The sequence below is a fragment of the Gelidibacter salicanalis genome (genome assembly GCF_007997285.1).
Lineage (GTDB): Bacteria > Bacteroidota > Bacteroidia > Flavobacteriales > Flavobacteriaceae > Gelidibacter > Gelidibacter salicanalis.
The window spans coordinates 714511-737818 of the sequence record NZ_VORX01000001.1; the positions used below are offsets into that span (position 1 = coordinate 714511).

General features: G+C 37.5%; 24 protein-coding genes. 7 read left to right on the top strand and 17 right to left on the bottom strand.

Going from position 1 to position 23308, the window contains the following annotated elements; all coding sequences use genetic code 11:
* Positions 1–113 precede the first annotated feature (113 nt).
* Entirely contained in the window at positions 114–1166 is a 1053-nt protein-coding gene (locus tag ES711_RS03125; RefSeq protein WP_146889778.1) for a DUF3667 domain-containing protein, read from the top strand.
* 11 nt (positions 1167–1177) lie between these two features.
* Here the strand turns inward: ES711_RS03125 and uvrA are convergent, their stop codons facing one another.
* On the bottom strand, positions 1178–3961 hold the full coding sequence (gene uvrA / locus ES711_RS03130) for an excinuclease ABC subunit UvrA (protein ID WP_146889780.1): 2784 nt from the start codon (positions 3959–3961) through the stop codon (positions 1178–1180).
* Positions 3962–4189: 228 nt separating this feature from the next.
* Here uvrA and ES711_RS03135 point away from each other — a divergent pair, with 228 nt between their 5' ends.
* Complete coding sequence (locus tag ES711_RS03135; RefSeq protein WP_146889783.1) at positions 4190–4774, top strand: RNA polymerase sigma factor; 585 nt, start codon at positions 4190–4192, stop codon at positions 4772–4774.
* A 280-nt stretch (positions 4775–5054) separates the two neighbouring features.
* Here ES711_RS03135 and ES711_RS03140 read toward each other — a convergent pair whose 3' ends face one another.
* Complete coding sequence (locus ES711_RS03140) at positions 5055–5729, bottom strand: endonuclease III domain-containing protein (protein WP_146889786.1); 675 nt, start codon at positions 5727–5729, stop codon at positions 5055–5057.
* A 37-nt stretch (positions 5730–5766) separates the two neighbouring features.
* Between ES711_RS03140 and bcp the strand changes: the two genes are divergently transcribed.
* On the top strand, positions 5767–6219 hold the full coding sequence (gene bcp, locus ES711_RS03145; protein ID WP_146889789.1) for a thioredoxin-dependent thiol peroxidase: 453 nt from the start codon (positions 5767–5769) through the stop codon (positions 6217–6219).
* A 59-nt stretch (positions 6220–6278) separates the two neighbouring features.
* Here the strand turns inward: bcp and ES711_RS03150 are convergent, their stop codons facing one another.
* Complete coding sequence (locus ES711_RS03150; protein ID WP_146889791.1) at positions 6279–7730, bottom strand: TonB-dependent receptor; 1452 nt, start codon at positions 7728–7730, stop codon at positions 6279–6281.
* A gap of 90 nt (positions 7731–7820) precedes the next feature.
* On the opposite strand from ES711_RS03150, the gene ES711_RS03155 reads away from it, so the two are divergent.
* Positions 7821–8582, top strand: coding sequence for an MBL fold metallo-hydrolase (locus ES711_RS03155; RefSeq protein ID WP_146889794.1), 762 nt, complete (start codon positions 7821–7823; stop codon positions 8580–8582).
* A 5-nt stretch (positions 8583–8587) separates the two neighbouring features.
* On the top strand, positions 8588–8782 hold the full coding sequence (locus ES711_RS03160; RefSeq protein ID WP_146889797.1) for a hypothetical protein: 195 nt from the start codon (positions 8588–8590) through the stop codon (positions 8780–8782).
* Positions 8783–8818: 36 nt separating this feature from the next.
* Here ES711_RS03160 and ES711_RS03165 read toward each other — a convergent pair whose 3' ends face one another.
* The 8 genes from ES711_RS03165 to ES711_RS03200 form a co-directional block, all read right to left on the bottom strand.
* A complete protein-coding gene (locus ES711_RS03165) occupies positions 8819–9475 on the bottom strand; it encodes an alpha/beta hydrolase (RefSeq protein ID WP_146889800.1) in 657 nt (218 codons plus the stop codon).
* A 2-nt stretch (positions 9476–9477) separates the two neighbouring features.
* On the bottom strand, positions 9478–9804 hold the full coding sequence (locus ES711_RS03170; RefSeq protein WP_146889803.1) for a DUF4870 domain-containing protein: 327 nt from the start codon (positions 9802–9804) through the stop codon (positions 9478–9480).
* A 1-nt stretch (position 9805) separates the two neighbouring features.
* Complete coding sequence (locus ES711_RS03175; RefSeq protein WP_146889806.1) at positions 9806–11059, bottom strand: dihydroorotase; 1254 nt, start codon at positions 11057–11059, stop codon at positions 9806–9808.
* Positions 11056–12981, bottom strand: coding sequence for a BatA domain-containing protein (locus ES711_RS03180; protein WP_146889809.1), 1926 nt, complete (start codon positions 12979–12981; stop codon positions 11056–11058). Before ES711_RS03180 ends, ES711_RS03175 begins: the two co-directional genes overlap by 4 nt.
* Before the next feature lie 106 nt (positions 12982–13087).
* On the bottom strand, positions 13088–14095 hold the full coding sequence (locus ES711_RS03185) for a glycosyltransferase family 2 protein (RefSeq protein ID WP_146889812.1): 1008 nt from the start codon (positions 14093–14095) through the stop codon (positions 13088–13090).
* Positions 14096–14163: 68 nt separating this feature from the next.
* Entirely contained in the window at positions 14164–15645 is a 1482-nt protein-coding gene (locus tag ES711_RS03190) for a S10 family peptidase (RefSeq protein ID WP_146889815.1), read from the bottom strand.
* Between the two features lie 151 nt (positions 15646–15796).
* Positions 15797–16990, bottom strand: a complete 1194-nt coding sequence (locus ES711_RS03195; protein ID WP_146889818.1) for a sensor histidine kinase — start codon at positions 16988–16990, stop codon at positions 15797–15799.
* Positions 16991–17020: 30 nt separating this feature from the next.
* Positions 17021–17809 carry a TIGR02757 family protein gene (locus ES711_RS03200; protein ID WP_146889820.1) on the bottom strand — a complete coding sequence of 263 codons (789 nt, stop codon included), beginning with the start codon at positions 17807–17809 and terminating at the stop codon, positions 17021–17023.
* A 200-nt stretch (positions 17810–18009) separates the two neighbouring features.
* Here ES711_RS03200 and ES711_RS16240 point away from each other — a divergent pair, with 200 nt between their 5' ends.
* Complete coding sequence (locus ES711_RS16240) at positions 18010–18156, top strand: hypothetical protein (protein ID WP_170245228.1); 147 nt, start codon at positions 18010–18012, stop codon at positions 18154–18156.
* 162 nt (positions 18157–18318) lie between these two features.
* On the opposite strand, the gene ES711_RS03205 is transcribed toward ES711_RS16240, so the two are convergent.
* Positions 18319–18978 (bottom strand): ABC transporter ATP-binding protein, encoded by a 660-nt coding sequence (locus ES711_RS03205; RefSeq protein WP_146889823.1) that lies wholly within the window; start codon positions 18976–18978, stop codon positions 18319–18321.
* Positions 18979–19161: 183 nt separating this feature from the next.
* Here ES711_RS03205 and ES711_RS03210 point away from each other — a divergent pair, with 183 nt between their 5' ends.
* On the top strand, positions 19162–19434 hold the full coding sequence (locus ES711_RS03210) for a hypothetical protein (protein WP_146889826.1): 273 nt from the start codon (positions 19162–19164) through the stop codon (positions 19432–19434).
* Between the two features lie 38 nt (positions 19435–19472).
* On the opposite strand, the gene ES711_RS03215 is transcribed toward ES711_RS03210, so the two are convergent.
* The 5 genes from ES711_RS03215 to ES711_RS16350 all read right to left on the bottom strand — a co-directional run.
* Entirely contained in the window at positions 19473–21710 is a 2238-nt protein-coding gene (locus ES711_RS03215; RefSeq protein WP_146889829.1) for a TonB-dependent receptor, read from the bottom strand.
* A 54-nt stretch (positions 21711–21764) separates the two neighbouring features.
* Positions 21765–22103 carry a hypothetical protein gene (locus ES711_RS03220; RefSeq protein WP_146889832.1) on the bottom strand — a complete coding sequence of 113 codons (339 nt, stop codon included), beginning with the start codon at positions 22101–22103 and terminating at the stop codon, positions 21765–21767.
* Positions 22103–22597: a DUF6787 family protein gene (locus ES711_RS03225; protein WP_146889834.1), complete on the bottom strand. Its 495-nt coding sequence runs from the start codon at positions 22595–22597 to the stop codon at positions 22103–22105. The genes ES711_RS03220 and ES711_RS03225 overlap by 1 nt, the downstream gene beginning before the upstream one ends.
* Before the next feature lie 36 nt (positions 22598–22633).
* The gene (locus ES711_RS03230; RefSeq protein ID WP_146889837.1) at positions 22634–23065 is read right to left on the bottom strand and encodes a DUF6146 family protein; all 432 of its coding nucleotides are present in this window, start codon (positions 23063–23065) and stop codon (positions 22634–22636) included.
* Between the two features lie 28 nt (positions 23066–23093).
* A partial coding sequence (locus ES711_RS16350; protein ID WP_211363043.1) for a hypothetical protein occupies positions 23094–23308 on the bottom strand: 215 nt, incomplete at its 5' end.

Genomic DNA, 23308 nt, shown 5'->3' on the forward strand with positions numbered 1-23308 from the left:
GAAAGACGACTTCCATTGGACACGAAATAATGACTGCAAAGCCCTGATTTTTGGTTGAAACCATAATCAGGGCTTATTTTTTTTATTACATTTAGACCTCCAACAAGGAATTCATGTCAAGATCTCTTACGGAATGTAAAAATTGTTTGCAACAGTTTGACAGTCATTATCCGTTTTGTCCTTATTGTGGACAAAAAACGGATGATCAGTTAACACTCGGGGTTCTTTTTAACAATACACTCAGCAATTATTTTTCTGTAGACGCTCGATTTTTTAAGAGTTTTATTCCCTTAATGGTCAAACCTGGCTATCTGGCTCAACAATTTGTAAAAGGCAGACGGTTGCTTTATTTGCATCCTGCGCAAATGTATTTGTTTGTTTCCATCATATTTTTCTTCCTATTTTCTTTTATTAGCCGAGATCAGGCCGACATTATTGATAGTCAAATTAAAAAGGATATTGAGCGTAGTGAACGTTATAAAGATTCTTTAGACAGTAGCACAAAGCTGAAAGGAAATTTTGATTTTGAAAAGTCCGATGCCATCCCGGATAAAGAACTAGCGGGGTCATCAGACGTTAACATTTTAAAGCCAAAGCAGAGTACAGGCGGCAGCTTCCTAGATTTTAAAATTACTGAAATGGAAATAGATTCCATGATTAGCGCTGGTGCTTCTGACCAAGATATTTATAAAGGAATGGGAATGACGGCAGATGATGGTTTTTTTAAAAAACGGATGTATAAGCAAGTGCTTAAATTTATGAAAAGTAAAAGTGGAGGCTCCATATTTAACACCTTCACGGACAGCATCCCCTTGGCCATGTTTATTCTGTTGCCAATTTTCGCGCTGATTCTAAAAGTATTCTATTTTAAAAAGGGCAGATTTGCACATCACCTAGTTTTCAGTTTCTACTTTTTCGCCTTTGTGTTTGCCATGTTAACCCTGATTGTAATCGGGAATTTAATATGGCCTAATTTTCCAGGATGGTTAGTCACTTTAATGGTACTCTCTATATTTTTCTATTTAAACGTGGGATTGAAGCGGTATTATGAACAAGGTTGGGTGTTAAGCTTTGTCAAAACAAACATGATCAGTTTTGTGTTTTTATCACTTGTCCTCCCTTTTGCCATTGTCATCATGGGGTTGATGGCATTTTTATTCTATTAAGCTCTTAACATTTAAAGTTTATCTTTCAAATATTTACCGGTAACAGAGTTTTTATTTTTAACCAATTCTTCGGGCGTGCCGGCTGCCACAATTTTCCCGCCTCTTTCACCACCTTCAGGACCTAGATCGATAACGTAATCTGCGCATTTGATCAATTCGAGATTGTGCTCAATCACAATAATAGAATGGCCTTGGGCTATCAGCGCTTGAAAAGATGTCAACAGCTTTTTTATATCGTGAAAATGCAGCCCCGTGGTCGGTTCATCAAAAATAAACAGAGCATTATCGCTCTTGCTACCTTTCCCAAGAAACGTGGCTAACTTAATACGCTGGGCTTCACCACCAGAAAGGGTAGAGGAGCTCTGACCTAAAGTGACGTAGCCTAGGCCGACATCTTGTAAGGGTTGCAGTTTACTTTGAGTTCGTGTTTGTTGATGTGCTTCAAAAAAAGCAATCGAATCATCGATGGTCATACTCAACACATCATCAATGTTTTTGTCTTCAAAAGTCACTTCTAAGACTTCTTTTTTAAAGCGTTTTCCATTGCACGTTTCGCAAGTTAAATGTACATCGGCCATAAATTGCATTTCAATAGTCACTTCACCATCTCCTTTACAAGTTTCACAACGCCCACCGTCTACATTAAAACTAAAATGTTTGGCTTGGTAATTTCTGATCTTGCTCAGTTTTTGGTTGGCAAACAAAGCTCTAATATCATCATAGGCCTTGACGTACGTAACGGGGTTGGATCTTGAGGAGCGCCCTATCGGATTTTGATCGACAAACTCTATATGTTTGATGTTCTTATAATTCCCTTTCAATTCAGAAAACTGACCTGGTTTGTCTCCAAATCCGGTCAATTCCTTTTGAATCGCTGGGAAGAGAATACTTTTAACTAAAGTACTCTTGCCGCTTCCAGAAACACCAGTAATAACGGTCAACATTTCTAAAGGAAGGGTTACATCAACGTTTTGTAAATTATGTTCGCGGGCACCAATAATATCAATGTGATATTTGGAGGTGCGACGTTTTTTTGGCACTTCAATTTTTAGTTTGCCATTGAGATACTGGGCGGTTAAGGATTCAGATTTTAAGATATCATCGTAGGTTCCGGCGGCTACTACCTCACCACCAAGCGTGCCCGCTTCAGGACCTATATCAATAATCTCATCAGCAGCTTGCATGATGTCCTCATCATGTTCTACAACGATTACCGTATTGCCCAAATCGCGCAATGCTTTTAGGACTACAATTAATTTTTCTGTGTCTTTGGGGTGTAAGCCAATGCTCGGTTCATCTAAAATATACATGGAGCCCACCAGACTGCTGCCCAAAGAAGTAGCTAAATTGATACGTTGACTTTCGCCACCTGATAGAGTGTTGGATTTTCTGTTTAGGGTTAAATAGTCGAGACCTACATTAGAGAGGAAAGCTAGTCTGTTAGAAATTTCCTTTAGTAAGCGCTTGGCTATTGTGATGTCGTATTCATTGAGTTCTAATTCATCAAAAAACATTATCAACTTGTCTAGAGGTAAAGTAACCAAATCTGTAATGGTGACGCCACCAACTTTTACATAATTTGCTTCAGCTCTCAAGCGTTTTCCATGACATTTACTACATTTCGTTTTCCCGCGATAGCGCGATAACATCACCCGATTTTGAATTTTGTACGCTTTCGATTCTAATTCTGCAAAAAAACCATTCAAGCCTTCAAAATGCTTATTGCCTTCCCAAATCAATTCTTTTTGAGCTTCGGTCAGTTGAAAATAGGGTTTATGAATAGGAAAATTGAACTTATGGGAATTATTGACCAACTGATCTCTATACCAGCTCATGCTCTCACCACGCCAAGGGAAAATTGCATTTTCATACACAGACAATGCCGTGTTAGGAATGACCAAATCGTCATCAATGCCAATCACATCACCATAACCTTCGCATTTAGGGCAGGCGCCGTAAGGGTTATTAAAACTGAACAAATGCACATTCGGTTCTAGAAAGGTCATGCCATCCAATTCAAACTTATTATTGAAGGCTGTTTGTTTGTTAGTTGAAAGCGCTTCTATAATGGTCGTGCCCTTGCCTTCAAAAAACGCAGTCTCAATAGCGTCAGCTAAACGATTGTAAAAATCGTCCTCATGTTTAACTACAATTCTATCGACGACCAAAAACACATCTTTCCCAAGTTTTGTTTCCAGTGCATCTTCTATCCGTAGCACTTCGTTTTTGTATTGAACGCGTGCGTAGCCTTGTTGCTGAAGGACTTTTAGTTTATCGGTCATTGTCCTGCCTTCTTCTAAACTAATAGGTGCTAACAGCAATAGTTTTTCGCCTTCTTCGAACGATTTCACCAAATTCAGAACGTCAGCCGTGGTGTGTTTCTTTACCAATTCTCCAGAAATGGGGGAGTAGGTTTTACCAATTCTGGCAAACAGCAATTTTAAATAATCATAAATTTCTGTTGTAGTGCCAACGGTTGATCTTGGATTGGTAGAGTTTACTTTTTGCTCTATGGCAATGGCGGGCGCAATACCTTTTATATAATCGACTTTAGGTTTGTTGAGCCGGCCTAAAAATTGACGAGCATAACTGGACAAACTTTCTACATAACGTCGCTGCCCTTCGGCATATAGAGTGTCAAATGCCAAACTCGATTTTCCTGAGCCTGATAACCCTGTGATGACCACCAATTTATTGCGCGGAATCACCACATCAATATTTTTTAAGTTGTGGAGGTTCGCACCTTTTATAATGATATTTTGCTTCGGATTAACTTCAGAAAGATTAACGTTCATGGCCATTTTGCATATAAGAATGCAAAGATACTACATCTCAAGCAGTCCTAAAATAAAGTTATTGTGCAATAAAATGTTAAAGTTTAGGTTGAATTTTTGCTTTATAATAAGCATTATTGTTATATTTGACCCCAAACTTTCAAATAAAACCGTCGCCTATTTCATACAATTACTTTATATAGATTAACCCCAAGCCAGGATGCATTCCTAGCATTTAAAGTAATTATTATGAAACACGAACTTATCACAGACGCTGTTTTAGTGAGCAATTATATCAAAGGAGATGAGCAAGCACTCTCCGTATTGATCACCCGACACAAACAAAAGATTTACAGTTTTATTTATTCTAAAGTATATGACAGAGATATTACTGAAGATATTTTTCAGGATACCTTTATCAAAGTCATTGGAACTCTTAAACTTGGAAAATACAACGAAGAAGGCAAGTTTTTGCCTTGGGTGATGCGTATTGCGCATAATTTGGTCATCGACCACTTCCGTAAAAGTAACCGCATGCCCAAATTTGATAATACAGGAGAATTCAGTATTTTCTCTGTATTGAGTGACTCTGCATTAGATGCTGAAAAAGGCATGATTAAAGAGCAAATAGAATCTGACCTCAGACGTCTGATTCAGGAATTGCCTGAAGATCAAAAAGATGTTTTGGTGATGCGGATGTACAGTGACATGAGTTTTAAGGAAATTAGCGAAAAAACAGGCGTCAGTATCAATACAGCTCTGGGGAGAATGCGTTATGCCCTAATCAATTTAAGGAAACTTATTGACGAGAAAAACATCGTTCTGACAAATTAAACATACTAAAGTTAAATTAACTGCGTTAATAGGAATATAACCCAACAAAAATTCCTATAATGGCAAAACTTTACGCTCAGTATCCCCAAAAAAACGTCAATCTAAATCCAAAAGAGGAAACAATTGATCTTCTTCTGAATTATTCAAAGGCTTTAACTGTTATTCATTGTCATAAATGGAAGTTTAAAGCACTCCTAAACTAAGATTGAGAACGTCCCGAGAATTAGCTTATCGGGACGTTTTTATGCTTTCTATTTATTAGTTTTTTGTGTAAGCAAGTTTACAAGTCAGGGTTAACCTGTGGATGTTTTTTATAATAGTCCTTGAGCACACTTGCGCGTCCTATCGTTTTAGTGATAATGTCTTTTTCGAGATTCCAACCTCGTGCAGGGCTGTATTGCCTGCCGTACCAAATTATTTGTAAATGTAAATCGTTCCAAACGTCTTTAGGGAAAAGCCGCTTGGCGTCGCGTTCAGTTTGAATTACATTTTTGCCGTTGGTAAAATTCCAACGGTACATTAATCTGTGAATATGCGTGTCTACCGGGAATGCGGGAATACCAAACGCCTGAGACAATACCACCGCAGCGGTTTTATGGCCCACTGCGGGTAATTCTTCCAAAGCCTCGTAAGTTTTAGGCACTTGTCCATTGTGTTTGTCAATTAAAATATGGGATAAACCATAAATGCCCTTGCTTTTCATGGGCGATAATCCCACAGGTTTGATGATTTCTCTTATTTCTTCAACTGACAATTTGATCATGTCATACGGATTGTCAGCTTTGGCAAATAGTAACGGCGTTATTTGATTGACGCGAACATCAGTGCTTTGTGCAGATAATAATACGGCAATTAGAAGGGTATAAGGATCTTTATGGTCTAAAGGCAATGGGATGGTCGGATACAGTTGGTTTAACGTATTTATAACAAATTCTACCTTTTCTTGCTTAGTCATTAGTTGTATTTTTACAAATATCAAATTTAAAACAGTTATGACCAAATTAAAAGCAGGAGACCAGGCTCCGAATTTTTCAGCGAAAGACGATCAAGGGAATACGGTGACTTTGGCCGATTATAAAGGAAAGAAGTTAGTTGTTTTTTTCTACCCTAAAGCCAATACCCCAACCTGCACTACAGAAGCTTGCAATTTAAGAGATCATTACAAAGAATTAAAAGAGAAAGGGTATGAGATTTTAGGCGTGAGCGCTGACAGCCAGAAAAAACAAGCCAATTTTAAAGAAAAATATGATTTCCTTTATCCATTATTGGCCGATGAGGACAAGGACGTCATTAAGGCATTTGGAGTATGGGGCGAAAAGAAATTTATGGGCCGCACTTTTGATGGCATCCATCGCGTCACCTTTGTAATTGATGAAAATGGAATGATTGAAAAGGTGATTGATAAAGTGAAGGCTAAAATTCATACCGAGCAAATTTTAGAATAATTTTCTAAGAAGATAACTGCATAAAAAAGACCTTAACTTTTAAAGCTAGGGTCTTTTTATTATTTGTTTCTGAAAACTTCTTCAGCTTCAAATCCGAAGAGGCTTTTTTCTTTGATGATTTTTGCAACACCGGGTGGTAACATCGCTTCCCAACCATGATCGCCCTCCGCAATTGCTTTTAATACTGATCTTGAGAAGATGGTCAGGATATCCGGATCGTAATCCGTTATATCTACCACTTTTCCGTTGTATTTAAAGAATTTATACAACTCTTTCATACGCGGATGAACTTTAAGATTTTCGCTATCCGTAAGTGTCCCATCTTCATTAACCATTGGGTAAAGGTAAACGCGTAAATCTTTAAAGAACAGTTTCCCGAAAGCTTCCAGAATACCACCACTTAAATGACGGTAATATTTCTCATCGAAAATGTCCACTAGGTTGTTGACACCCATGGCTAATCCCATTCTGTTTTTAGAATATTGGGAAAAATATTCGACTAACTTATAATATTCTTGGAAATTGGAGATGAGAACGGTGTGGCCCAAGGAGCACAATAATTTTGCGCGGTCCATGAAATCCTGTTCATCGATCTCGCCTTCAGCTCTTAAATTTGAAAGGGTGATCTCAAATACAACTTGGGTGTTGTTAGGATCGACCTTGTTTTCTTTGACGAACATTTCATAAGATTTCTGAAACATGTCAATATTCACCTTGGTAACGGGTCTGAAACTACCGCGAAGTGCCAAGATGTTTTTCTTGTAAAGTATTTTTGCAGGAAGCACGTTATTGCCATCTGGCGCAAACATCACGGCATCCGTCATACCATTTTTCACCAATTGCAAACTCATCAATCGGTTATCTACATTTTCAAACGCAGGACCTGAAAAGTTTATGGTATCGATTTCTATTTGATCTTTATCTAAATGATCATATAAATAGCGCAACAATTTTTTTGGTTCATTGTATTTGTAATACGCACCATAAATAAGATTGGTGCCTAAAATGCCCAATGTTTCCTGTTGAAGTCTTGCATCGTTCTCTCTAAAACGTAAATGCAGGATGATTTCATTGTAAGGTTTGTCCTGATCAATCTGATATCTAATTCCTACCCAACCATGGCCTTTGTATTGCTTGGCAAAATCAATGGTAGCCACAGTATTGGCGTATGAAAAAAACATTTTATTAGGATGCTTATCCCTGGACAAGCGCTCTTCAATAAGTTTTATCTCATGATTCAACATTTTACGCAAGCGTGCTTCTGTCACGTAACGGCCATCTTCTTCAATACCATAAATGGCATCACTGAAATCCTTATCATAAGCTGACATGGCTTTAGCAATGGTTCCTGAGCCACCACCAGCTCTAAAAAATTGACGTACAGTTTCCTGTCCTGCACCAATTTCCGCAAAAGTTCCGTATATATTTTCATTGAGGTTTATACGAAGTGCTTTAGTTTTAAGTGACGGAATATCTTCAAATTCCTTGTCGCCTTTTAAGGTGATCTCCATGGTGTAGATTGAGTTTTGTCAGCGACAAAGGTATCGAATTGCTATCTTAAAAGAAAAAATAAACCTACTTTTGTTCCAAACAAAACACCTTTGAAAGTAACATTTTTAGGAACCGGTACATCTCAAGGAATTCCAGTCATAGGGAGTACTCACCCTGTATGTTTAAGTGAGAATCCAAAAGATAAACGGCTACGGGTTTCCGTTTTAATTGAGTGGGATCGGTATACCTATGTTGTCGATTGCGGTCCGGATTTTAGACAGCAAATGTTGAACGCGCAATGCACCCGATTGGATGGCGTCATCTTTACTCATGAACATGCGGACCATACTGCAGGATTGGATGATATTAGGCCTTTTTACTTTAAACAGGGCGATATTCCTATTTATGCCCATAACCGCGTGCTCAAAGCTCTTAAAGAACGTTTTGCTTATATTTTTGAAACCGAAAACAAATATGCTGGTGCTCCTGGGGTAACACCCATCCGCATTGAAAATAAACCGTTTGAGATTGGAAATTTAACCGTGATGCCCATTAACGGTATGCATTACAAGCTTCAGGTGTTCGGTTTTAGATTTCGTGACTTTGCCTATTTAACGGATATGAAAACTCTTAAAGATGAAGAGGTAGCGAAATTGAAAGGTGTGAAGGTTTTAGTAGTCAACGCTCTGCGGGAGACCGAGCATATTTCGCATTTCAATTTAGAAGAAGCATTAGCACTTATTAAAAAAGTAAATCCCGAGCGTGCGTATTTGACCCATGTAAGCCATATGTTGGGTTTTCACGATGAAGTTGAAAAGAAGTTGCCTAAAAACGTCTTCTTGGCTTACGATAACCTCCAAATAAATATTTAAAACTTATGAAAGGTAAGATCTTCATGTATGCATTTATCTTTGCTTTGCTATTGATGGTATTTCAATATGTAAATTCAAAGAATATTTTTGAATCGTATCAAGAAAAAATGACTAAGCAAATTGAAAGAGAGCAGGTGCTTAAGGATTCCATCATTCACCTTAATAAAGAATTGGAGCAACTCAAAGCTCAGCCTCAATAGGGGTCTTTTCCAGGGATCTTTCTTTATCAAAAAATTTTACTTTTCCAATCGCTGATTAAGCCAGCTTCTCAATTCATAAAAATTCTGTGGGGCGACACCATGGCCTGTGGGAAACTCATTATAGGTGTGCTTTATGCCCAATGAATTTAGGAATTGTGGCACTTTCCGTGCCCATTCTACAGGAATTACCTGATCTTGACTGCCGTGAGAGCAGTAAAAAGCAAGACCCGAAAAATCTTTGGTTTCAACATCATCAGGAAGCATCTCCGGACTGATATACCCACTTAAAGCGATCACGTTTTTTACTTTCTCAGGATATGTAAGTGCTACTGCGTAACTCAAAATCGTACCCTGACTAAACCCTAAAAGAGAAATGGTGTTTTTGTTAATGGGATACGTGGCCACAACTTCATCAATAAACTTAGCGATCAAATCTCGCGATTTCAAGGCTTGTTCATTGTCATTCCATTTGTTCATCTCCGCATCAAAATTGATGGCATACCAAGCGTTTCCGTAAGGTTGGATGGGGTAGGGTGCACGTGCTGAAATTATAAACAATTCTTCAGGCATTTCAGAAGAGAAACCGAAAAGATCATTTTCATCACTTCCGTAACCATGGAGCATGATAAGTACGGGAGCGTTCTCCTTTAAAATTGAAGGTCTTGTAACGTGATGTAATGAAAGTTCTGACATAATTAATTGATATTTTTAAACCATTCCTGAAACTTATCGCCTAAAACAGGTATGGGTTTATATTCTTCTTTAGTGGCGTGATAGAGCCCAAATAACCAGGATACAAAGGTAATGATCCAAAACGCCGTACCCAACAAGCTATTGATGTATTCTTCTACCAGATTTGAAAAAATAAGCATCATAATCAAACCGAGCATTTGACGGATGTGAAAGGAAGTAAAGGGATTGCGTTTTTCCAAATTCATGATGATGGCTATAATGAGGCCTATAAAGGTGAAATAGCTGACAATGGCCAAGGTTTTCCCTTCTTTTATCGTGGTATTTTGCATCTTATTTTATAACTAATTGATGATTTGAATAAATGCCGTAAACCTTTCCTTTTAATTGATGCTCTTCAAAAATACTATTTTTTGAAGACGAATGCAGTAAGTCTTTAGTCAGTGTATAGGTCTCCGACGGATTGAATAAAGTCAATTTTGCTTTTTGTCCTACGGCTATAGGTGTGGAATTTAGGCCGTAGCGTTCTTTGCCTTTGGTTAAAAGTTCGATTGTTTTCTTTATGGTAAAGATGCTATTTAATGCGCCAAAAGCCGATTCTAAACCGATGGTGCCGTTTTTAGCATAATCAAATTCAATCTTTTTATGTTCAATATCCAACGGGTTATGATCAGAAGTCACCATATCAATAGTGCCGTCTTTTAAACCTTCAATTAGCGCATTGCAATCTGATTTTGTGCGTAATGGAGGCAATACTTTAAAGCGTGTGTTGAATGTTTTTAATTCGTCATCTGTCAAAATTAAATTGTGAATAGCCACGCTGCAACTCACATCTAATTTTCTAGCTTTGGCGTCTCTAATCAATTCTACTGACTTGGCAGTAGAGATGGTGGGAATGTGTAATTTTCCGCCCGTATATTCCAATAAAAATAAATCGCGTACAATTTGTAGCTCTTCGGCAAGTGAAGGATTTCCTTTCAATCCCAAGGAAGTGCTCATCACATTTTCATTCATGACCCCCAAGCCTGAAATTTGAGATTCCTGAGGAAAGGAATACACCAAAGCATCAAAATTACTGGCATATTGTAAAGCCAATTTCATTAGATTCGGATTGCGAATTGGCTTTTGATAATCATAAAAAGCAATGGCGCCCGCATTTTTCATATCGTATAATTCTGCTAGATCTTCGCCTTCACTATGTTTGGTTAAAGCGCCAATAGGAAACAAGTTAACAGCGTTGTCTTGAGATTTTCCTTTAAGAAATGAGATGTCCGCATAACTATCGATAACCGGGTTGGTATTGGAGTTGACGGCCACATCCGTAAAACCAGACAATGCAGCCGTTCTTAATCCGTTGGCAATAGTTTCGCGTTCTTCATATCCGGGTTCTCCAAAACTTACACTATTGTCAAACCATCCTTGGGAAACATGAAGATTTTCTAAAGAAATCTCTTTGGTTTTAGAGGGCGCTGTAATGGTCTTCTGAATTTGGGTGATGACGCCCTTTTCAATGAGGATGTCGCAAGTGTCATTGTGAAAATCACTTTTGGAATCTACTATTGTAGCCGATTTTATGAGTACGTTCATTTAAGGAATTTTAAGATGAGCATTTCAATAATTAAAAAAGCTATCGCAAAAATAACAAACCATTTCCATAGCTCATCAACATTTGTCATACTTTTTATATCCGTTATTGCCGCTGCCACAGAAGTGTTTTTACTGCTATTTTTTACATCAGATAGGGTCAAATAGGATAAGTTGCTCTCAGTACGATCGTAATTATAACTGAGGTGCTGAAGGACGTCTTCTTTGTTTTTGACCTCGTGTATTCCAGCGGCTTTAGGATATTCGTCCGTAGTCAATTGAACTTTATGGCTGTATGTTTTTTGTTGTGGAATTAAAGAGGTTTCTCCGTGCTCCAACTTTAAAATGGCATCTGACGGTAATGTGATGTTGATATCGATGGTATTGGTACTACCCACAGTATAATATAGACGCGGTAATTTTAAACTTTGTCTACCAATATTATAGAGCACGGGAACAATTAAGGGTGAATTTTTAAAATTTGAATTTGTTTCATCCAATGCCGCAGTAAAGACGTAAAATTTATTGGCTTCAATTAAAAATGGTGTATTGTCCTCATAACTTAAAATGACATTTCCTGCATTGGATCCAAATGTGTAAAACGCATTGACTTTTGGATATTGAAAATTATCGACTTTTTTGTCAAAAACACTGTTTAAAAGTGGGTGCGAAAAATTGATTTTGGTAATCCTTTTTTCAGCCGAAATTTGGGAGGTATAATGAGGTAATATAATATTATCAAATAGTTGATTATAAGAGGTTAGATTAGATTCAATTGAAGGAATAGTCAATATGCTTCCGCCGTCTTCCGAAAATGCCTGTAATGTGGTAATCAGTCCAATTGGAATGCTTTTGAGTTGATTTAATATGATCAAATTCTGATCAATAATCGTATTATAATTCAGTTGGTTTACATCAACGAGTGTTAAATCGAATTCGTTCGCAGTATATAGTTTTTCTAAAAAGGCTGCATCAGCGTTATTAATGGCGAGTACTTTTATGCTCTGATGGGTATCTAGATTAAAATATAAAGTATTGTCATAGTTCAGCTGTACATCATCAATAGTAATTTTGCCTTTAAAGGCTTGGTTATTGGGAATCGTAAAAACAGTTTCAGCAGAGGCCTCAACAGTAACAGCAGTTTTGGCCATAAGTTGGTCATCTTGAAATAAGGATACGGGCAAGGTTTCAATCGGATCACCTTGATTGCGCAATTGTACCGTGACTTCTATGGTTTCTGGGGTTGTTTTTGAGACGTATAAGGAGTCAATGCTAACGTTGGCAACACGTTCGGGTTTCAGTTGCACAAGACTATAATTGACGAGGCTGTCCTTTTGAAATGTTAGTGCATCGTCTTTCTTCTGAAAATCAGAAATTACCACAAAATTTTTATTACTGCTCTTATCCGTGGAAAATGACTTTAAACCTTTTAAAAGCATCGCCTCATAATCCAATGTGTTGGACGTAAAGGTTAATTGAATTATATCATTTCTGATGGCTTTAAGGCTTGTATTTAAGAAACTTCGATCATTGGTGAACAGGGTAATAGGTTCATCTTCGTTCAGATGTTCCAGCAAATCCTGAACTGCGGTATTTAAGAGGGTACCGTTAGGACCTTTTGCCTGCATGCTAAAGGAATTGTCCAAATAAATGACGGTTTCGCTTTTGGCAGTAAAGGTGGTTGTCTTGGTTAGAAATGGTTGGGCAAAGGCCACAATAATACAGGTTAGCAGCAGCAGGCGGGTGAATAAAGTCAGCCACTTTTTTAGCTGCGAACTCTTACGCGTTTGTATGGTAATGTGTTGGAGAAGTTGGACATTGGTAAACGGAACTGTTTTAAACCGCCGAAGCTGAAATAAATGGATGATGATTGGAATGATCAGCAGCAGAAGCGCGTAAAGAATTTCTGGATTTTTGAACTGCATTCCCTATTCTGATTTTACTTTTTTTACAAGTCGGTCAAATATAAAAAATACGTGACTATTAATAGCTTCTGAGTTTGAGAAATTTAGCCTTTTTAAGTTGAGAATGCTAACAAAAGAAGAAATAATCTTTCGCTTTCACTAAGTCTCTATTTTCTAACACTGACGCAATTCTTTTTTGTGAGGTTTTGTTCGCTACCGTTACGATGACTTGGGGTTGCTGTAGTTCCTTTAATTTTGATACGGCGTGAAGTTCAATATCGTAAATATGCTTCCCAATTTTCTTCGGATTATTGCAAATCCACAGAAATGGATGGTTTAGTTTTTTTAAATATTTCGCACAAAACTTTCCCTTAAACCCCGCTCCCCAAAGGACTAAAGGTTGTTGCGGGCGTCTATCGAGATCAAAAAAGTAGTGTAATTTCAATCTCAAAAAATGGTTGTCAGCATAATTAGAGTCCGTACGTGAGGTTCTATTGCTATAATCTCTCCATAAATGCAGCAGGTTCTTGCTCGGAATACATTTTAACCCATGTTTATAGAACCGAAAGGCTAAATCATAATCTTCAGGATAAACGGGGCTATCAAATGCGCCACAAGCTATTAAATCCTCTCGATGCACCATCCAGCAGGGGGAGGGGATCACACACTCTTTGTAGATTTCTGAATAATTGTTCCCCTCTGATGTTAAGCCGTTGAGCCATTTCTCGTACATCTGATAGCCGTCACCAAGATCATATTCAGAAAAGTAAGATACCAGGCCCAATGCTACATGACCTATCTTAGCCGCTTCTAAATCGGCCACCATGAGGTCCAACTTATGAGGCGTCATAAGATCATCACTATCCATCCGAGTGATGTAAGCTCCAGAACTGCTTTTAAAAGCGAGTTTAAGGGCATTAATAATGCCCTGACCAGAATTTTTAAACAGTTTTATGCGGGGCTCGTCTTTTGCGATTTCTGAGACTATTTTAAAACTCTCATCTGTAGAATGATCATCGACGATCAGCAATTCCCAATGGGTGTAACTTTGATTCCTGATAGATGCAATGCAGTCTTCCAGAAATAACGAACTGTTTTTAAAAGGGGTTAATATGCTAATTAAGGGTGGTGACATCCTGCTAAAATATAAAAAAGCCTGACGATTGGTGTCATCAGGCAATTTTTAATGAGTGAATTATGAGTTTAGTATTTGGCAGGTTTCCCTTTAGAATCAGAATCCTTGATAAATTGTCTGATATCATCCGTGGCCAACTTCAAATCTTCTTTTCTTAAATACATCATATGGCCGCTTCTGTAGCCTTTAAATGACACGCGGTCTTTCATGCGTCCGCTCGGATCCATTTGTCCTACAGTATATTTTGCAGCGAAATAGGTCGTTGCCCCGTCATAATATCCTGATTGCACCAACACCTTTAAAAACGGATTTTGGGCCATTGCTTGGCGTAAACCGTCTCTAGTATTATCATTTTGGCGGTCCCAAGGATGCACATCACCAAACATATTGTATTTAATGTCCGTTTTAAACTTTAATTCTTCTCTAATGTAATAATTGATGGCAGGTGTAAAAGAGTGCAGCCAGGAGGTTAACTCGGCATTATAATCAGGCCTGTCCCCAGCGGTCATTTTGTCGATACCTAAGTATCGGGAATCTAATCTTCCTATAGTATACCCGTCATCACGACGCAATTCCTTCCAGAAAAAGTTGGTAGGCACGTTTAAATTATGATCTATAATAGCAGCTTTGTCCAAGCCCGAGTATAAACTCATTTTTTCAGCCACTTCATTTCTTTCTGCCTCAGAAATAAAACCACCCTTAGCAATTGCAGGCATCACTTTATCGATGGTATAGGCTTCCACTTCAGGTAAAATATCTAATAAATCTTTTTGCTGTAGGGCAGGGGAAAGTGCTTTTTGATACCAAGCTGCCGCAGTAAAATAAGGCAGATTTAGTGCTGAATAAATTGGCTGATCCGTAGAGTAGATTTTATAATCGGCAGGAGATACTAAAATCACGCCATTTAAATACATCCACTGGCTATTTTGCAATTCGCGAGATAAACCCATTACTCTTGGACCACCATAACTTTCACCAATTAAATATTTTGGAGATTCCCATCGGTTATTTCGAGTGACAAAGGTATTCATCCATTCTGCCAGATATCTGATATCCGCATTAATACCGAAAAACGACTTCCGATCTGGCAATTTACCGTCCTTGTCTTCTACCATTCGCGAATATCCAGTGTTCACTGGATCTATAAATACAATATCGGCCACGTCTAAGATGGAATTCGGATTGTCCTTTACGCCGTAGGGTTGTACAGGATATCCTTCATCATCCATATTTAAAATGACCGGTCCGGTATAGGCGATATGCATCCAAGCAGATGCGGAGCCAGGGCCACCATTAAACGAAAAAATGATAGGACGTTTTTCTTTTTCACTGTTACTTTTTCTATAATAGGTATAAAATAGAGTTGCGGTTGGTTCTCCTTTCTCGTTCCAAATGGGCTGGGTGCCTGCAATGGCTTGGTAAGAAAGGTTTTGACCATTAATGTTAATAGCGTGGTTGGTCACTACCATGGTGTCTAAAGGTATCTTTATATCTTGTGAAAAGAGCAGACTCGTAGAAACCGTAGCAATCAGTAAAAAAAGGTTTTTCATTTGGTTAGAATTTGAACCTTTAAAGATAAAACGATTTCTTGGATGACCTTTTAAAATGTGTTAAAAAATTGAATGTCTGTTTTTGTAAAAATATAGTTTAACGACCAAAAGTTCATGCTTCTATACCTGGTTTAAGCACTAAAAGCAGAACTTATTTTGCAATGGTGAAGGTGAAATTACTGCCTTGACCCAGCTGGGAGCTAACCTTAATATCTCCGCCTAATTGAGCCACGAGATTTTTTATGGTATTCAACCCGATTCCCGTACTTGGCTTTTTGTTGTTTTTAAGAGGAATGGATTTGAATAATTGGAAAATCATTTCTTGCTGATTTTCAGCAATCCCGATGCCATTGTCTGTTACAGAAAATTCGTGAAATTCGGAGAGCGAAGTATAAGTCATGTGAAGTGTCCGTTTCACCTTGTCATTATACTTTAGGGCATTATCCACCAAATTGATCAGAATTTGGGTTAAAGCAGGTTTGTTGATGTTTTTAATAGTCTCTGTTGCGTGGCAAAGCAGTGCATCTGATTGTAATAGCAGCAGTTGCTTAAGATCCTCGCAAAGTTCAGAAAGCTGAACATCCTGCTTTTTAGCCTTTAATAATTCGTCGGCTTTATAATGGAGCAAAATACCGTCAATATAATCTTTAAGGATCAGGGCAGACTCATTAATATAAAAAAGGTACTCCTCGGCGCTACTTGAAATTTTATCCTCCAAATCTTCTTTTAAAAGCTGCGTCAAGGAGATGATATTGGCCAATGGCGACTTCAAGTCGTGAGAAACATGACTGGCAAATTTTTTCAGCTCCTGATTATGGGTAGTGAGCTGTTTCTTGGCTGATTCCAATTTGTAATTCTGACGTCGAAGTTCCATCGAAGTCACCACCTGCTTTCCTAAAATAATTAGAGCATCTTTTTGTATTTCGCTTAGTGTCCGGGGCTGATAATCAAACACACAAAGTGTTCCCAGTACATAACCTTCGGGATTTACTAAAGAAACACCAGCATAAAACACAGTGTTTTCGCTATCAATAAATGGGTTATTGATAAAACGTTTATCTAAGCGCGCATCTTTAATTATAAAAACAGGTTCATCTGATAGTATTGCATGTCCGCAAAAAGAAATCTCTCTTGGTGATTCTTGCAGTGAAATGCCAGAATGTGCTTTAAAAAAATTTCGATCTTTGTCTAAGATGGTAATTAAAGCAATAGGCACTTCACAAATTGTAGAAATCAATTTGGTAATATTGTCATAATCGACTTCCGGAGAAGTGTCCAATAAATGATATTCCTTAAGAATCTCAAGGCGCTCTTGTTCATTTGAAGGTAATTTAGGAATTTCCATTGTATCGTTTCTTGGATATTATTAAAAAAATTAACTTTTTAGATTTAAAGTTTTGGAAAAGTCTTCAAAGACTCCTAACCCAAATAAGGCGTAATCGTATTTTACCGGATCATCTTTATCTAATTTTCGCAACGCTTGGTCCAGTTCCGCTAAGGCCTTAGCATCATTTTGAGTGCGTTTTAATAAACCTAAAGCGCGTGCAACGTTTCCGGAGTGCACATCCAATGGGCAAGATAGTTGTGCGGGTGACAGAGTCTTCCAAATCCCGAAGTCTACACCATTGTTGTCATTTCTAACCATCCATCTTAAAAACATATTGATGCGTTTAGCCGCTGAATTTCTTAAAGGATCACTCACATGTTTTTGTGTGCGTTGGAGGTGCTCAATTTCGAAGAAATGCTTCTTAAAATGGTGAATGGCGTGTTGGGTAGAGAATTCTTCCGTGTTTTTAGAAAAAATAGCCTCCAGTCCGCCGTATTGGGTGTAAATATGATTCATACTTTTAATAAATTGGATGAAATCATCTTCATTAAAGGTCCGGTGTACAAAGCTGCGCAATTTTTCTAAATCTGATTTTTGATGCTGCATCACAAATTCATAGGGTGCATGGTCGAGCATTTGCATCATTTTATGGGCATTGGTAATAATGCTTTTACGGTTTCCCCAAGAAATAGTAGCAGTTAAGAAACCGGATATTTCTATATCTTCTTTTTTTGAAAATTGATGCGGAATCAGAATCGGGTCACTTTCAATAAAGCGCGGATGATTATAGGTGGTGACCTTGAGGTCTAAAAATTCTTTGAGTTGTGGTATATTCAATGGTGATGGAATTTTTCATTGTTATAGTAGGTCTATAACCTTAGCAATTTTCTTGCCATGAACAGTAGAAAGCAATAAAATTCCTATAAGAGACCTCTGTTTGACGCAATCAATACAATTTTAAACTCAAAACAGTTTTATGTTTTTTGACTGCATTAAATTACTTAATTTAGACCAAAATCTTTCAAAATAACATGCTCATGAAATCACTTTTAAAGTTTGGATTGAAGTCAGTTGTTGCACTTTTTGCCATTGGTGTTGGCACCAAATTGGGCAAGGATGCTATTGCTGATTTAAAACAATTTCAAGATAACCGAAAACTAGAAGACAATGGAAAACACAGATGATCTCGTAGACTCAACATTAAATGTTGTGAGTAGTTCAATTACTAATTTTGATAACGTCTTAGGTAATGTGCCTCTTTATAAAAGTGGACATGACGTAGGTGGTGTAATCAGTAGATTGATTGACCGCATTGTGGATACAATTCCTAGTGTGAAGCAAGAGAATTAAACGATATTACCATCCACCATTACCAATTTTCTGTCGGCCATATCTGCCAATTCTTCGTTATGGGTTACTATAACGAAGGTTTGGCCAAATTGGTCGCGGAGTTTAAAAAATAGATTGTGAAGATTTTCAGCACTTTCACTATCTAAATTCCCCGAAGGTTCATCGGCAAATATCAATTCAGGATTATTAATTAGGGCTCTAGCTACTGCGACACGCTGCTGTTCGCCTCCTGATAGCTCACCGGGTTTATGATCGTACCGATGGCCCAAGCCTAAAAAATCTAACAATTCCTTAGCGCGTTTCTCTGCGTGTTCTTTTGGTGTTTTCTTGATAAATGCAGGAAGACATACATTTTCTAACGCTGTAAACTCAGGCAGCAATTGGTGAAACTGAAAAATAAAACCAATATGCTCATTTCTAAATTTAGCCAAGTTCTTATCTGAAAGCGCCATAATATCTACATCGTTGATCTGCAAACTGCCCTGGTCTTTACTTGAGGCTCTATCTAAAGTTCCCAAAATATGTAGCAATGTTGTTTTGCCGGCACCAGAAGCGCCAACAATAGAAACTATTTCACTGTTTTGGATATTGAGATCAACCCCTTTTAATACGTGTAGATCATTGTAATATTTGTGAATATTGGTCGCTTTTATCATAGATTAAAAAATGAAAGGCAAGTTAGCATTTTGTTTTTTGCTGTACAATTTTGATTTGGTTTATATGTTCTCAAAATTCATGGCGAATCTTAATAAATTGAAAGTCCAACGATTGTGTAAATTGATCAAAAATAATTTTTTGGTATATTATTTGTATTATAAAAACGAATTAAAAATTATACCATGAATTTAGATAACTTAAGTAAAAATCAGAAGTTAGTTTTAGGGATCGTGTTAGATGCTATAGGAATGATCACTTTTATTGATATTATCTGGGCTCCTCTTTCAGGATATTTGATGACCAAATTATATGCGGGCAGAAAAGGTAGGGTAGCGGGAATGTTTTCATTTATTGAAGAGATTCTGCCTGGCTTTGATGTGATACCGTCATTTACAATTATGTGGTTTTACACCTATGTGTTTGCCAAGAAACCAAAAACGATAACCATTAAATAAAAAAAAATCCCTTTCAAATTTGAAAGGGATTTTAAATTTTAAAGAATATAGGTTAATCCAATATTTATATTGCGTCCCATATTAAAAATTCCGTCCGGTTTTAGGCGTGATAAATGATTGATATAGGTTTTATCAGTCAGATTACTTCCCGAAATTTTCACATCTAAATCATTTTTAAATAAAGTTACAACACCTCCTAAACCAGCTCCTAAAAGGGAATAGCCATTGGTAGACGTTTCAAAGTCACCGATGTTCGATTGTTTAAAGGTTGTTTTTAACCTAACAAAACCATAAAAATTACGCACAACTTTTGGGTTGAATTCTACCCGTAAAGTATTGGTCCAACTATTGGCGGGAATCAGCGGCAAATAACGCTGATTATCCTGTTTTCCGGTAACGGTCTCATAACTACTCTCCACGTGTAACCAATCTAAAGGATGCGGATGGAAGTGTACCCCAATTTCTCCACCATAAAGATTGGCGTCCGCCTGCAAATAGTCATAAACTGGAGTATTCTGGATAAGTTCTCCATTTGGTGACAGGAAAATATAATTATTAACTTTATTATAAAACGCATTGGCAAAGATTTCAATGTGTTCATTTTTGTATTCCAAGGCCAAATCCGCTTGGAAGTTTTGTTCGTTTTTTAATTGATCATTTCCGATTTCGTATCTATTGGTGCCTTCGTGGGTGCCATTAGACGTGAGTTCAGCCAAATTGGGAGCTCGGTAGCCTGAAGCTAAATTTAATCTTGTGGTTATTTTTTTTGCGAGATTTGTTTTAATTCCGGCGGCGCCGTTAAAGCTTGAGAAATTTTTCTGAATGCCAGAATAAACATCAATACTCCGATAGTCATATCGGGCTCCAATTTGAATATCTGCCTTCTCAAAATGAATGTGTGATGTGGCTAAAACGCCTATGTCTGAAGTCGTAGCGTCCGGAATCAGTTGTTCTTCTGCGTAATTGGTATTGCTTTGGCTCATTCCCTGAAGACCTACAATGGTTTCAAACTTACCTAAGGTAGGCAAATTGTATTTTACATCATAATTAAAGGTTTTCAATTTCATCTGAAGGGCCGCTTCTAAATGTTCATCCTCCTCGGGGGCTTCATCATCATCTTCATGGTCGTCATGATCTTCTTCATCTTCATGATGGTGCGGAGCTTCAAATTCTTTTCGATCATTGTACAGCAAGCCTAAATTAATATCCAAGCTTGAACCGTCAAAAAATACCGTCGATTTAGAACTCAACACATGGTTTGTCACTTCTTGGAAAGGCAATAACGGTGTCTTTTGAGTAGTTTGTTCTCCAATTGTTTCAGGGATGCCAAGCTTCGAATTATTGACATTATAACGCAATTCTGTCTTAAACTTTCGGATTTGGTACCCCAATCCGGCTTTCAAATCTTGCTCTCTAAATCGGGTATTGGTCACCCTGTAATCGGCGGTTTCATAATCAGCGTGTTCCGCAATACTGCCTCGAAAAAGAAATTTAAAATGCTCTCCTGAAGCTTTATAACCTGCATTAGTGTTGAATCCTTCAGTATTGCTAAAATAATTATAACTGGCATCGGCCTGATTGTTATGGGCTTGGGCGAATCTTTCAGGATTTAGATATAAAACCCCTCCAAGTGCATCACTACCATAAAGAAGTGAAGCGGGACCTTTAATAACTTCAATACTTTCAATACCCGAATCGCTAAGACCGAGTCCATGTTCATCTCCAAACTGCTGATTTTCCAATCGGACACCTTGGGCGTAAACCAATACACGATTGGAGCTTAAGCCTCTAATGACTGGTTTTCCGATGCTTACGCCAGTAGTGACGCTTTCAACGCCCGCAATAGATGTGATCCCGTCCGCCAGGGTGACAGCTCCTTTTGCTTTTAAATTGGCAACAGTTTCACGTTCGACCTTCATTACGTTTTCACTTTGTAATTTGTGGAATGGGGTTGAAATGATTATTTCTTCCATTTCTATAGCCGAAGGAATGAGTTGAACATCAAAAGCTGCGGTATAAGGAAAGGTGATGCTTCTGGAAAATGTTTCGTAGCCAATGGTCGAAACAATAACTTTATAAGTGCCATTAGGAATATTCGGCATTGAGTAGTTTCCCGCCTCATCAGAAGTAGTGCCCTTTTCGAGTTGAGGCACGTAAACATTGGCGAAAATTAAAGGTTCATTGGTGTTCTTATCTACAACATTTCCTTTTAGTGTATTTTGAGCGTAGACGGTTGGTATTGCTAAAAATAGCAATAGGTAGCATAATTTATTCATAGATGTATAGTAATTAATTTAAGATGATTTTACTCTGAATAGCATTCAGAAAACCTAGGTTAAATTAATTACAGGAGGACCTCGAAGTGAAAAATGAAGGGTCTGAAATTCACTTAAAAATGAATAATGCGTTGGAATGGTGCTCTCAATTTGCGGAAAGTTAAGAACTAAAATACTGTTTTCAGGAATGGTAAAAGGACTGTTCAATTTGAATTTATAGAACTCGCAATCTACATCATAATTGTGAATATGCGCATCTATCTCACCTAGACATATTTCATGTTGGTGCTCTTCAAAAACATGCATGGCCTTAACCGCAGAAGGCAGCAAAAATGCCAACACTAAAATAAGTGTCAGACCTTTGAAAATGATATGTTGTCTTAAGAAATTCATTAGTTTAAAAACCGTTCCAGCCCAAATCTGCGCAACATTTTTTTCTCAAATTCCCAGAAGAACTTGAATTGGCCAAAAAGCCAACCGTAAGTTACCAATAAAATTTGATAAAAGATTAAGCCCACGAATATATATAAAATCCAATATATAACACTATTAAAATTTTCTTTTGTAATCCCAATCATAGCGATAATAGGTTTCCCTATAAATACCGATGAAGATCCAGTTATTGCAAAAACTATGAATACACGTATCATTTCCCAACGGTATTCTACAGACCATTTGCGTTCTAATTTCTTAAATAGAAATAGCGTTATGTTTAAAAAGACAAAAAATAAAACGATGGCAAGAATGATTACTAAAAACAGGTTGATGTTTCCAACAAGCACATCAGCTAATTTATAAGAAGAAAATCCAAGGATGAGAAGACCAAGAAATGGAAAAAGTAACTGCCAGTTCTGTTGTATTTGCCAATTTTTTTTAAAATTCTCCATCACACCTATTTGCGGTGCAAAGATACTTTAATTCTGCTAAATTCGAGGTTCAAAAGGTCCTAATCTTTGTTTGTAGGTCAATTGAAAATATATAAAATAGTTGTATAGTTTATAGTTGACGTCATAACCGTAATCTATAGATGGTTGGTAATCAATTTGAAGCTCGTACAAATGACTTGGGTAACGTTGTGGTTGAATAACACGGCTATTCCATTCTGATACGTAGATTCTATTTCTGCTTTCTAAATACTCTTGAGAATAGAAGCCTTCAGGTTTCGCTCGAGAAGCTAGCCAAGAATTAAAACCCGGTTCAATAATGAGAATCTCGTATTCTAAAGAATCATTCGCTATTCTGACCGTGTCTTGAACCCTGGAGGACGTTTGAGGATCTGTTTTATTGGCAATTTTAGTTGTATTGCAGGAAGCTGCTAGAATTCCTATAAATAAAAGCGTGAGCATAGTTTTCATAACTATATGATTTTGTAATTAAATTACACTATTTCTGCTTGACAGCATGAGAATTGCCAGTTTTTAACAAAACAAAAGTCGCACTGTAAACGTGCGACTTTAAATCTGTTGTATATAATTCCTCTCTTCTCCCAAAAAAAATAATCACTTTAAGGTAACGTTTTGTATCTTGGATAGTGCTCTTTGCAAGACCGATTTTAAATTGATGCTTATAAGCTCGAGCGTAATTCTGGTTGGAATGTA